This window comes from Campylobacter sp. 2018MI01, assembly GCF_018501205.1.
In the GTDB taxonomy this organism is placed as follows: Bacteria; Campylobacterota; Campylobacteria; order Campylobacterales; family Campylobacteraceae; genus Campylobacter_E.
This window is the reverse complement of sequence record NZ_JAHCZE010000015.1, coordinates 1-11373: the sequence shown is the minus strand read 5'-3', so window position 1 is coordinate 11373 and position 11373 is coordinate 1. Positions and strand designations below refer to the sequence as shown.

General features: G+C 27.6%; 12 protein-coding genes and 1 pseudogene. 11 read left to right on the top strand and 2 right to left on the bottom strand.

The window, feature by feature from the left end; genetic code table 11:
* Nucleotide 1 precedes the first annotated feature (1 nt).
* Both KJQ97_RS03920 and pnuC read right to left on the bottom strand, forming a co-directional pair.
* Nucleotides 2-631, bottom strand: coding sequence for a thiamine diphosphokinase (locus tag KJQ97_RS03920; protein ID WP_214120012.1), 630 nt, complete (start codon nucleotides 629-631; stop codon nucleotides 2-4).
* Nucleotides 628-1236 carry a nicotinamide riboside transporter PnuC gene (pnuC, locus tag KJQ97_RS03915; protein WP_214120011.1) on the bottom strand — a complete coding sequence of 203 codons (609 nt, stop codon included), beginning with the start codon at nucleotides 1234-1236 and terminating at the stop codon, nucleotides 628-630. The genes KJQ97_RS03920 and pnuC overlap by 4 nt, the downstream gene beginning before the upstream one ends.
* A 160-nt stretch (nucleotides 1237-1396) precedes the next feature.
* Here pnuC and rpsO point away from each other — a divergent pair, with 160 nt between their 5' ends.
* The 11 genes and pseudogenes from rpsO to KJQ97_RS03860 all read left to right on the top strand — a co-directional run.
* On the top strand, nucleotides 1397-1669 hold the full coding sequence (rpsO, locus tag KJQ97_RS03910) for a 30S ribosomal protein S15 (protein ID WP_214115856.1): 273 nt from the start codon (nucleotides 1397-1399) through the stop codon (nucleotides 1667-1669).
* A gap of 29 nt (nucleotides 1670-1698) precedes the next feature.
* Nucleotides 1699-2112 carry an rRNA maturation RNase YbeY gene (gene ybeY, locus KJQ97_RS03905; RefSeq protein WP_214116010.1) on the top strand — a complete coding sequence of 138 codons (414 nt, stop codon included), beginning with the start codon at nucleotides 1699-1701 and terminating at the stop codon, nucleotides 2110-2112.
* A 49-nt stretch (nucleotides 2113-2161) separates the two neighbouring features.
* Nucleotides 2162-2452: a preprotein translocase subunit YajC gene (gene yajC, locus KJQ97_RS03900; RefSeq protein WP_214115855.1), complete on the top strand. Its 291-nt coding sequence runs from the start codon at nucleotides 2162-2164 to the stop codon at nucleotides 2450-2452.
* A complete protein-coding gene (gene secD, locus KJQ97_RS03895) occupies nucleotides 2452-4038 on the top strand; it encodes a protein translocase subunit SecD (protein WP_214115854.1) in 1587 nt (528 codons plus the stop codon). The genes yajC and secD overlap by 1 nt, the downstream gene beginning before the upstream one ends.
* Complete coding sequence (gene secF / locus KJQ97_RS03890) at nucleotides 4038-5012, top strand: protein translocase subunit SecF (protein WP_214115853.1); 975 nt, start codon at nucleotides 4038-4040, stop codon at nucleotides 5010-5012. The genes secD and secF overlap by 1 nt, the downstream gene beginning before the upstream one ends.
* Nucleotides 5012-5356 carry a DUF6394 family protein gene (locus tag KJQ97_RS03885; RefSeq protein ID WP_214115852.1) on the top strand — a complete coding sequence of 115 codons (345 nt, stop codon included), beginning with the start codon at nucleotides 5012-5014 and terminating at the stop codon, nucleotides 5354-5356. Before secF ends, KJQ97_RS03885 begins: the two co-directional genes overlap by 1 nt.
* 10 nt (nucleotides 5357-5366) lie before the next feature.
* Nucleotides 5367-7787, top strand: a complete 2421-nt coding sequence (leuS, locus tag KJQ97_RS03880; protein ID WP_214115851.1) for a leucine--tRNA ligase — start codon at nucleotides 5367-5369, stop codon at nucleotides 7785-7787.
* Nucleotides 7784-8260: a hypothetical protein gene (locus tag KJQ97_RS03875; protein WP_214115850.1), complete on the top strand. Its 477-nt coding sequence runs from the start codon at nucleotides 7784-7786 to the stop codon at nucleotides 8258-8260. Before leuS ends, KJQ97_RS03875 begins: the two co-directional genes overlap by 4 nt.
* Before the next feature lie 53 nt (nucleotides 8261-8313).
* Nucleotides 8314-9861, top strand: a complete 1548-nt coding sequence (locus tag KJQ97_RS03870; RefSeq protein ID WP_214115849.1) for a GGDEF domain-containing protein — start codon at nucleotides 8314-8316, stop codon at nucleotides 9859-9861.
* Complete coding sequence (locus KJQ97_RS03865; RefSeq protein ID WP_214120010.1) at nucleotides 9845-10978, top strand: Mur ligase family protein; 1134 nt, start codon at nucleotides 9845-9847, stop codon at nucleotides 10976-10978. Before KJQ97_RS03870 ends, KJQ97_RS03865 begins: the two co-directional genes overlap by 17 nt.
* A pseudogene (locus KJQ97_RS03860) lies at nucleotides 10959-11373 on the top strand (transcription-repair coupling factor); the annotation flags it as partial. The gene KJQ97_RS03865 and the pseudogene KJQ97_RS03860, both read left to right, overlap by 20 nt.

Below are 11373 nucleotides of genomic sequence, written 5' to 3'. Positions count from 1 at the left end.
ATTAAGTAAAATTCAAATATACTAAAAGTTCTTTATTATTATGATTTTTAATACTAAAAGTATTGCCTAATGCTTCGTTTAAAGTCCCACTATTTAGATATTTAAAATTAAAATTATTTAGTTCATATTTAAGGTTTTGTGAGCTAAATTTAGCTCTTTTATCAAGGCAAAATAATGATATTTGCTGACCTTTATAAGAATTAGCAGTAAAATCAGTATTTTTTATAAAAAATTCCCCGTAATTTGTGATTAGTTTTAGATTTATTGTATTATTAAAGCGATTTTTTAATTTAAAATATTGAAATAATAAAGCTATATTTGCTATAAAATGATCATCTCTTTTGCCCCCAGCACCAAGGATAAAAATATCACTAAAATCCATTGATAAAGCGTATTTATAGGCTTTTGTTAAGTCATTTGTGTTTTGATTTTTTACTTTAATTATTTTTGCTTTTGTTTTTAGATTTTGAAAACTATCTAAATCCCCAATAATTACATTAGGCTCATAATTATTAGCCAAAAGCAAATTAGCAGCACCATCACAAGCTATTAAAAAATCAGCATTTTTTAGATAATTTAAGGTTATTTTATTGGTGCAAAACTCCCCATTAGCCATAATTACGCAAGTCATTTTAAATCCTTTTTCCAAGAAAATAGGTAAATAATACCTAAGATAAAAAATAAAATCATAAGCATTAATACAGCTAAATTAGAACTATCTTCAATGTAAAGAATAGTCCAAATATAAATAGAAGCAATGTTTGAAATGCTTATATAAATATAATGATTTATTATTTTTTTTAGACTTAAAATAGTTGCGATAAGCCCACTTGAGAATATAAAGCTTTCAAGATAAATAAATCTTGATTCTAAATTCTGTAAATAAAAAGAATAAAAATAAGTAATAATAAAAATTGCTATATAAATTAATATGAAATTTTTCAAGCTTAAAGTCTTAATTAAAGTATTTTTATTCCAATAAAAATAGCCATAAATCATCATAGGAAAATAGCATAATAAATACAAAAATACTTCTCCAAAAAGTCTATTCATATAAGCAATATAAGCATAAATTAAAGCATTAAATACACCTACAATAAAGCATAATTTATTTTTTACTCCCATTAATAATACATATAAAATTCCAGTAAAAAGAGCAAAAAAGTTTAAAACATTTGAATTGGTAAAATAAGCAAAAGCTAAACTAAAAATAAGCGAAGTTAAAAATAATCTCATAATATCTCCTTAATCAGCATTACCTGTCCAAGTTCAATGGGTTTAATCTCAGCTAAAAGCACCCCAAAAAAATCTTATTATAATTATAAAAATTAATAATCTTATTAATCAATTTGTTTTATAATCACAGCTTTTAATTTACACCAATTTGGAGGTCAAAATGGCTTTGGATTCGGCAAGAAAAGCTGAAATTATCAGCAAATATGCAAGATTTGGTGGCGACACAGGTTCGTCTGAAGTTCAAATTGCTTTACTTACAGAAAGAATTGCAATATTAACAGAACACTTAAAAGTATTTAAAAAAGACTTTTCATCAAGACTAGGACTACTTAAATTAGTTGGTCAAAGAAAAAGACTTTTAAAATATTTAAAAGCTACAAAATACGATGTTTATGTTAAATTAATTAACGAATTAAACATTAGAGATAAATAATTCTTAGCCCCTTTTTGGGGCAAAATACTATGATTTTATACGATAATTTAGAAGAAATTACCTACCTTGAAAAACTAGCAAATTATCTAAGCTCTAAAGATATTGAGCTTGTTTTAACTAACAATGATGAAATGCAAGAAATCAATAAAAATACAAGAAATATTGATAAAACTACTGATGTTTTAAGTTTTCCACACGATAATTCTTTTTTAGATACTAATTTTTTAGGCTCATTAGTTATCAATACCGAACTAGCAAAAACTAAAGCTTGTGAATTAGGGCATAGTTTAGAAGATGAAATATCTTTATTATTTATTCATGGAATGTTACATTTATTAGGGTATGACCACGAAATAGATAATGGCGAAATGAGAGCAAAAGAGATTGAGCTAATAAAAGAATTTAATTTACCAACAAGCCTTATAGTAAGAACTTTAGATTAAATCTTTTTATGTAGAATGATAACTATTTTATTTTTTAAAAGGATATTCTATGGAACAAAATGCTTTAGTTCAATTTTTACCATTAATCGTATTATTTGCGATTTTTTATTTTTTAATTATTCGCCCACAACAAAAACAAGCAAAAGCACATAAAGAAATGCTAAATTCACTTACTAAAGGTGATAAAATAGTTACTAATGGTGGTTTAATTGTTGAAGTTGTAAAAGCTGAAGATGATTATTTAAAAATTAGATTAAATGATGATGTTGTTGCTAAATTAGATAAAAATTTTGTAGCTAGAAAAGTAGAAAACACAAATAATTCGGAAGCAACAAAATAATGCGTAATCAAAAAACAAAAAGTATCACATATCGTTTTTATGTTTTAGTTTTTGTTACACTTTTTGGCATATTTTTAAGTGTGCCAAGCTTTTTTTCTATAAATGGTCCTAAGATTAATTTAGGGCTTGATTTACAAGGCGGACTTCATATGCTTTTAGGTGTAGAAACCAATGAAGCTATAAAGTCTAAAGTAAAATCAATCGCTTCAAGTATTAATTATTCTTTTAATAAAGAAAATATTTTAACTGATGGATTTAAAAGTAATGATGGTGTAATACATTTTGAACTACTAGATAAAGATGATACTGCTAAAGTAGATAAAATAATTAAAGAACTAAAAGGCTTAAAAGTTAGTGTTAATAATTCTTTTTATGAGATTACTTTAACACCTGAAGAAGAAGTTCAAACTGCTAAATTTGCAATAGATCAAGCTGTAGAAACTATTAGAAATAGACTTGATTTATTTGGACTTTCAGAGCCAACTGTTGCTAAACAAGGTGAAGATAAAATCTTGGTTGAAATTCCAGGCGTAAAAACTGCTGAAGATGAGCAAAGAGCTAAAGATTTAATAGCTAAAGCCGCACATTTACAACTAATGGAAGTAGATAGAGCTAAGGCTGATCAAGGCAATATGTTAAGCCCTGAAGAAGCAGCAAGTTATGGAGATATTATTTTACCTGATGTAAAAGATAAAAATATTAAATATGTTTTAAAAGAATTACCTATTTTAGATGGCTCTATGTTAATTGATGCTAGAGTAGGATTTTCTGATAAAACTGCTCAACCTGTTATTAATTTTACACTTAATTCAGAAGGTGCAAAAATATTTGGAGATTTCACAGGTAAAAAAGTAGGTCATCAATTGGCAATAGTTTTAGATGGTAAGGTATATTCAGCTCCTAGAATTAATGAAAGAATAGGTGGTGGTAGTGGACAAATTAGTGGAAATTTCAGTGTTGAAGAAGCACACGATTTAGCTATCGCACTAAGAAGTGGGGCTTTATTAGCACCTGTTAAATTACTTGAAAAAAGAAGCGTAGGACCAAGTTTGGGTGCTGATAGTATTGAGCAAAGTTTAGTTGCACTTTTAGGTGTATTTTTGATGATTGTTGTTTTTATGGGAGTTTATTACGGAATTAGTGGTTTGTTTGCAAATATTGCTTTAATTTCTAATATATTCTTATTAGTAGCAGTAATGGCACTTTTTGGAGCAACGCTTACTCTTCCTGGTATGGCTGGGATTGTTCTAACCGTCGGTATGGCTGTAGATGCGAATGTTATTATTAATGAGCGTATTAGAGAGCTTATAAGAGATGGCGTTAATTTAAGAGATGCTATAAATAATGGTTATCATAACGCAATGAGTGCGATTTTAGATAGTAATCTAACTACTTTAATTACAAGTGCTGCATTATATGCTTATGGAACTGGTGCTATTAAAGGATTTGCTGTTACTATGAGTATAGGAATAATTGCATCTATGATAACAGCAATTATAGGAACTCATGCTTTATTTGATTTGTTTGCTAATAGAATTGAAAAAAGTGGCAATACAAGACTTTGGTTTGGTTATAGGAGAGTGTGATGCAAGTATTTTCTAGTAAAAAAATATATGATTTTATGAGGCTTAGATTTGCATCTATTGGCTTATCTTTTGTTTTAGTTATTGGCTCTATTATTTTATTATTTACACAAGGTCTAAATTACGGAATTGATTTTAGTGGTGGGACTTTAGTTCAGATAAAATATACTAATAAAAATGCTCCTTTAGATGATATTCGTAATATTTTAAATCAAAATGAAGCTTTAAAAGGTGCTAGCGTTACGGAATTTGGAAGTAGTGATGAAGTAGTAATTAGATTTTCAAGTTCAAGTGATAGTTTAGGTAAAGATGTAGGAGATACTATTGTAAAAATGTTATCTTCAACAGGTGATATTGAGCTAAGAAGAGTTGATATTGTTGGACCAAAAGTTGGTGGAGAATTAAGACAAAAAGGTTTAATGGCTATTTTGGTATCTTTTGCACTTATTTTAGTTTATATAGCTATTAGGTTTGAATGGCGTTTTGCTATGGCTGCAATTATTAGTGAAATTCACGATATTGTAATAGTTATTGGAGCGATTTCTCTTTTTCAAATTGATGTTAATCTTGATACTTTAGCAGCTATTTTAACCGTTTTAGGCTATTCACTAAATGATACAATTATTATTTTTGATAGAATTCGTGAAAGCATAAAAGAGAGTAAAAGCACTAATTTAGGTAGTATTATTAACGAAAGCGTATCAGCAACTCTATCAAGAACAACTCTTACATCAGGAACAACACTCTTTACGGTTTTAATTTTGTTTTTTTATGGTGGAGACATGATACACGGCTTTTCTCTTGCTTTAATAGTTGGGGTTATTGCAGGAACTTTAAGTTCAATTTTTGTAGCAAGCCCACTTTTAATGTGGTTTAATTTTAGCGTTAGTAATTATAGAACTAAAGAGCTTGATAAAATCAAGAAAAAAGAAGAAAAAGAACGCCTAAGAGCAATGTATGAAAAAGGACAATTATAATGGATTTTGGAAGAGTAATTCATATATTCTTTACATTGATGAGCTTAACTACAACGGCTGGCTTTTTATATTATCAAAGCCCTGTGGCATTATTTATAGCAGCTAGCATTAATTTGGTTTCAACACTTTTAAAAATTGGTGTTAGAAATATTTTAAGCACAGAGATTTTTGCAAGTTCACTTGTAACTGATGTGCATTTAATAATAGCTTTTGTTTTAACTCAAATTTATGGAACTAGTATGAGTGATTTGGTATATAGTATGACAATAGGTGCTGTAATATCAAATATATTTACACTTATTTTAGTATTGATTGAAGCTATTAAAAATAAAGATGAATTTTAAGGACTAATTTATGTATAACGCAAAAGAAGTTGAGAAAAAATGGCAAGAAATTTGGGATAAAGAGAATTATTACGAACCTAGTAATGATTTTAGTAAAGAAAAAAAATATATATTATCAATGTTTCCATACCCAAGTGGTAAAATCCATATGGGACATGTAAGAAACTATGCAATAGGTGATGCTTTAGCAAGACGCTTTAGAACTATGGGCTATAATGTTTTACACCCACTAGGGTTTGATAGTTTTGGTATGCCTGCTGAAAATGCTGCTATAAAATATGGGCTTCATCCTAAAAAATGGACTTATGAAAATATTGATTATATGAAAAAAGAACTTTATTCTTTAGGTTTTTCGTTTTCTAAGACAAGATTGCTTGCTACAAGTGATGAGATTTATACTAAATTTGAGCAAGAAATTTTTGCAAAAATGTATGAAGCAGGTCTAATTTATACAAAAAAAGCTAATGTAAATTGGTGTGATAATGATAAAACCGTTTTAGCAAACGAACAAGTTGAAGATGGCAAATGCTGGAGATGTGGTCATGAAGTAGAGCAAAAATCTATGAATGGTTATTATGTAAGAATTACAAAATATGCTGAAGAATTATTAAAAGATTTAAAATATTTAGAAGATAAATGGCCAAATCAAGTTTTAACAATGCAAGAAAATTGGATAGGCAAAAGCGATGGATTGGAATTTGAATTAGATGTATCAAGTTCTAATAAAGATTTAGATGGATTAAAATTCAGCGTATTTACAACCCGTGCTGATACGATTTTTGGACTTTCTTATTTTGCTTTAGCACCTGAACATGAAATTACTAAAAAAGTTTTAGAAACTAATTTAATAAGTGAAAATGATAAAGACAAAATTAAAGCTATGCAAAATATGAGTGCTAAAAATAGAGCTCAAAGTGAAAAAGAAGGCGTATTTTTAGGTATTTATGCAATTCATCCAATAACTAAAGAAAAATTACCTGTATGGGTAGCAAATTTCGTTTTAGCTGATTATGGTAGTGGTGCTGTTATGGCAGTTCCAGCTCACGATGAAAGAGATTTTGAGTTTGCTAAAAAATATAATTTAAATATAAAATATGTAATAAATGGCGAAAATAAAAAAGATAATGAACCTTTTACTGAATATGGAATTTTATTTGATAGTGCAGAATTTAGTGGCTTAGATAGTGCTAGTGCTAGAATTGCAATTGCTAAAGAATTTGAAAATAGAAAAATCGGTAAAAGTATAATCAATTATAAATTAAGAGATTGGGGTATATCTCGTCAAAGATACTGGGGAGCTCCTATTCCGATTGTTAAATGCGATACTTGTGGAAGTGTAGTTGAGAATAATTTACCAGTGGCTTTACCTGAAGATGTAGTAATTGATGGAGAAGGAAATCCACTTGAAAAACACCCTACATTTAAACAATGTAAATGCCCTAAATGTGGAAAAGACGCAATTAGAGAGAGCGATACAATGGATACATTTTTCCAAAGCTCTTGGTATTTTGCAAGATTTGCAAGTAATCCTAGCAATTGGAATACAAAAGCAATTGATGATGAAGCAAAATATTGGATGAATGTAGATCAATATATTGGCGGTATTGAACACGCGATTTTACACTTATTATATGCTAGATTTTTCCAAAAAGCTCTAAGGGATTTAGGATATTTAAATGTAGATGAGCCGTTTGAACGCTTACTTACTCAAGGTATGGTTTTAAAAGATGGTGCTAAGATGAGTAAAAGCAAGGGTAATACGGTTGATCCTGATGATATTATTAAAAATTACGGAGCTGATACTGCAAGACTTTTCATACTTTTTGCTGCACCACCTCAAAAAGAATTAGAATGGAATGATAGTGCGGTTGAAGGTGCTTATAGATTTTTAAATAGACTTTATGATAAGGCTTTAGGGATTAATGTAGTTGATTTTAGTAATATAAATCACGCAAATCTTAGTAAAGATGATAAATTAGCAAGACTTAAAGTATATGAAGCTTTAAAAAAGGCTGATGATGTATTTAATAAAACTTACGCATTTAATACATTAATAGCTGCTTGTATGGAAGGCTTAAATGCTTTAAATAACGCAAGTAGTGATGAAGTTTTAAGTGAAGGTTTTGCAATAATTTTAAGCATACTTGACCCAATTATCCCGCATTTAGCAAGTGAGTTAAGTGAGAAATTATTTAATAGAACAAATATTAAAACTTATGAATTAAAAGAAGAAGTATTTGTAAGCGATACAATAAAACTTGGAATTAGTATTAATGGTAAAAATAGAGCAGAGATTGAAGTTGATGCAAATGCTAATCAAGATGAAATTATCAAAATAGCAAAAGATAAAGCAGCTAAATGGCTAGAAGATAAGATTATCGTAAAAGAAATTTATATTCCTAATAAATTAGTAAATATTGTAATTAAATGAAAAAAATACTTTTAAGTTTTACATTATTTTTTTGTGCTTGTGGCTATGCACCTTTGAATGTAGCCACTAGCAAAATGTTAGGCGAAAGTGTCAATGTAATTACTATTATAAATAAGGCTGAACCTAAAGATAGTATTACTTTAAATGATAATTTTACGAATTATGTAGAACATTATATGCATAAAAGTGTTAGTAAAACTGCAGATAGTAAGATTATTTTAAGAATTCTTAGTAGTGAATTTATACCTTTATATTATGATGAATTTGGATACGCTAAGAGTTATAAAGCTATTATTAGATTAGAATTTAATGTAACTTTTCAAGATGAAACAACTAAAAAAATTATAACTTCAGGCGAGCATATTTTTAATACAAATACAATTAGTGTTTTAAGTGATGAGCAAAAAAGTAGAGCTATTAATTTAGCTAGCCAAAAGGCGTTTAACGAATTTGCTTTAAGAATTATTATGTAGTTAATAATTAATTTTGTTTTGTTAGTATTAAGAAAAAATTTTAAAGAGAAAAAATGTCTATTAATATTAATGTGATTGCTAAAGAAACAATTGTAGAACTTACCAAAAGGAACTTATTATTAACTCCTGAAAATTATTCAGAAGTTTTTGATGAGATTGCTAAAAAGTATGGAAGAACAACTCAAAATATTGATAAAATTCAAGGGTATATTTCTAAATTAAATCCCACATTAGCTCAAGATGTAAAAGGAAGAAATGTAAAAAGCTTAGAAGAATTAGTAGTATTTTTAATCTCTAAAGCTAATGGTATAAAAGAAGATAATAGTGATAAAAAGCTCATAATAAACTATAATATAATTTGTAAAAAATTATTAAAAATATTATCAAATTTACCAAATAAATCAACTAAAACTCTTAGTGAAGAAGCTTTAAATAAATTAAATAATTCAAGTCTAAAAACATTAGAAGAATTAAAAAAAGATTGGATTAGGGTAGATGATGATTTATTAGAACTTAATAATAAAATTCAACATTTAGGATTAAACTCAAGAGATGATTTTTTAGAAATTTTAGATGAATTATCTTTAAAAATTGAAAGAAATAATTCTAATGCAGTGTGTGAAAATTTAGCTCCATCTGTGGCTTATTCTTTAACTCCATCAATTGCTAATTATGTAAATGATGAAATCAATCAGTTTTGTGAGAGTATAAATGCAGAACCGCAAATATTAGGCGTAAAGCAAATTACAGAGCAATTTAGAAATCTAGTTAAAAAAAGAATAGATATTGATAGAGCAGAAATTTCAAGTTCAAATAAAGTTTTAAATGATGTTTTGGAGCAAATTAGCGATAAGATTGTAAGTATTCTTAGTATGGCTACAAATTCTCAACAAAAAGTTCAAGAAATTAAAAAAGAAATTGAAAGTATTAAAGCTGAAGATGAAGCTATGCAGACTATTAAAGCAAGATTGATAGCTATAGTTGCTATGTTTGAAAAAGAAATAATAGATTTAAAAGAAAAAACAAAATTAGATGCCGATACTTTAGGTGATCTTAAAATTAAAGTTCAAGGCTTAGAGCAAGAAATTAATAAACTAAGGGAAGAAACTCAAGTAGATTTTCTAACTCAACTTGCAAATAAGCGTCAATTAGAAGAACAATTAAAATTAGCTGAAGAATCTTATGAAAGATATAATATAAATTATTCAATAGCATTTTTTGATATTGACCATTTTAAGTTTATAAATGATACCTATGGACACGCAGCAGGAGATACTATACTTGCTAATTTAGGAAATATTATTTTAAATAACATTAGAAAATTAGATTGTGCGGGAAGATATGGTGGGGAAGAATTTATGGTAATTCTTCCACATTCATCAATTGATGATGCAGTAAAATTTGCTGAAAAAATTAGAGTTTTAGTATCAGAACAAAAGTTTTTATGTAAAGGTAAGACTATTAGTATAAAAGTAAGCGGTGGTGTAAGTGATAGAAGAAGCTATGAGACCCAAGAGCAATTTATTGAAGCTGTTGATAAATTATTATACGCAGCAAAAAATGCAGGTAGAAATAATATAAAAAGTGCAAGTAGAAAATAAACTTTCAAATTATTTAGATAATTTAGCGGAATTTTACGAGAAATTTGACCTTTTTAAGGCTCATAGATTTAAGCATTTGCTAAATTATGATTTTGATACAAAAGTAGTGCAAATTTTAGGCACTAATGGTAAAGGTAGCACGGGAAGATACCTTGCTTTAATGCTTAGTGATAGCGGGTATAAAGTAGGGCATTTTATAAGTCCACATATATTCTCTTACAAAGAAAGATTTAGTATATTTCAAAATCAAGTTATGCAAGATATTGATTTAGACATAGCTCATAATATTTTGCAAGATAAATTAAAAAAGCTTAATTTAAAAGAAAATCTTAGTTATTTTGAATATTTATGCTTTTTATCACCTATTGTTTTTAGTGAGTGTGATTATGTAATTTTTGAAGCTGGACTTGGTGGAGAATACGATGCTACAAGTATTTTTAAAAGAGATTTATGCGTATTTACTCCGATTAGTATTGACCATGCTGATATTTTAGGTTCTAATTTAGATGATATTTTTAGAACTAAAATTAAAGCAATGTGTGGTGTTAATATTTTTGCTAATAAAAATGAGATGATATTAAAAGCGGCCATTCAAAAAGGAGTTAAGGCTAGTTTTTTGAGTGCTGATTATTCAAAATTATGCCTTGATGAAAATGAGTTTTTAAAACATAATTTTAGCTTAGCCCAACTTGCATATTTTGAGTTAGAAAAACATTTTTATATAGGCAGAGCAATTAAATTAGATTTAAGAGCAAGATGTGAAAAATTAGCAAGTAATTTAATAATAGATGTAGGGCATAACGCTGCAGCTGCAAAGAATTTAAATCAAGAAATTAAAAAACAATTCCCAACTAAAGTTAGTTTAATTGCTAATTTTTTTGCTAATAAAGATGTAAAAGATATTTTAAATATTTTAAAGCCAAGTATTAATGAAGTTTTGGTTTTTAACTATGAAAGCGAGCATAGAGCTTTAGCAAATGTTAAAGAGATTTGCAAAGAATTAGACATTAAATGTAGTGATTTTCGTGATTTTGATATAGATAAAAATTATGCAGTTTTTGGCTCTTTTATGCTAGTAGAAAGGTTTTTGAGATTTTATGCAAGCAAATCTTTATGAGTATTTAATAAATAATAAAAATTATGCAAAAATTATTATATGTGAAGACTTAAACGAAGCAAAATCTTTATCAAATGTAGCTTTATATTTAGGGATAAATAGTTTTATTTTACCTGATTTTAGAGCAGAGATTAATGACGATTTACGCTCGTTTTCTATGGAATTATTTGATATTTCAAAAGTTTTAAGTGATTATTACGATTATCAAGATAAAAAGATTTTAATAATCCCTATTAATACTATTAAAAAACCACTTCCAAGTAAAGATGATTTAAAGTGTTTAAAGATTGAATTTGGCGATAGGATTAATTTAAATTCTTTAGCAAAAGAGCTTTTAAGGTTAAATTATAATTTAGTTGATATGGTTCAAAGTCCAGGAGAATTTAGTATAGGTC

What these genes read in the sequence shown, in the direction of transcription:
- KJQ97_RS03920 (WP_214120012.1), bottom strand. Translation starts at nt 631, where the DNA reads ATGACTTGCGTAATTATGGCTAATGGGGAGTTTTGCACCAATAAAATA.
- pnuC (WP_214120011.1), bottom strand. Translation starts at nt 1,236, where the DNA reads ATGAGATTATTTTTAACTTCGCTTATTTTTAGTTTAGCTTTTGCTTAT.
- rpsO (WP_214115856.1), top strand. Translation starts at nt 1,397, where the DNA reads ATGGCTTTGGATTCGGCAAGAAAAGCTGAAATTATCAGCAAATATGCA.
- ybeY (WP_214116010.1), top strand. Translation starts at nt 1,699, where the DNA reads ATGATTTTATACGATAATTTAGAAGAAATTACCTACCTTGAAAAACTA.
- yajC (WP_214115855.1), top strand. Translation starts at nt 2,162, where the DNA reads ATGGAACAAAATGCTTTAGTTCAATTTTTACCATTAATCGTATTATTT.
- secD (WP_214115854.1), top strand. Translation starts at nt 2,452, where the DNA reads ATGCGTAATCAAAAAACAAAAAGTATCACATATCGTTTTTATGTTTTA.
- secF (WP_214115853.1), top strand. Translation starts at nt 4,038, where the DNA reads ATGCAAGTATTTTCTAGTAAAAAAATATATGATTTTATGAGGCTTAGA.
- KJQ97_RS03885 (WP_214115852.1), top strand. Translation starts at nt 5,012, where the DNA reads ATGGATTTTGGAAGAGTAATTCATATATTCTTTACATTGATGAGCTTA.
- leuS (WP_214115851.1), top strand. Translation starts at nt 5,367, where the DNA reads ATGTATAACGCAAAAGAAGTTGAGAAAAAATGGCAAGAAATTTGGGAT.
- KJQ97_RS03875 (WP_214115850.1), top strand. Translation starts at nt 7,784, where the DNA reads ATGAAAAAAATACTTTTAAGTTTTACATTATTTTTTTGTGCTTGTGGC.
- KJQ97_RS03870 (WP_214115849.1), top strand. Translation starts at nt 8,314, where the DNA reads ATGTCTATTAATATTAATGTGATTGCTAAAGAAACAATTGTAGAACTT.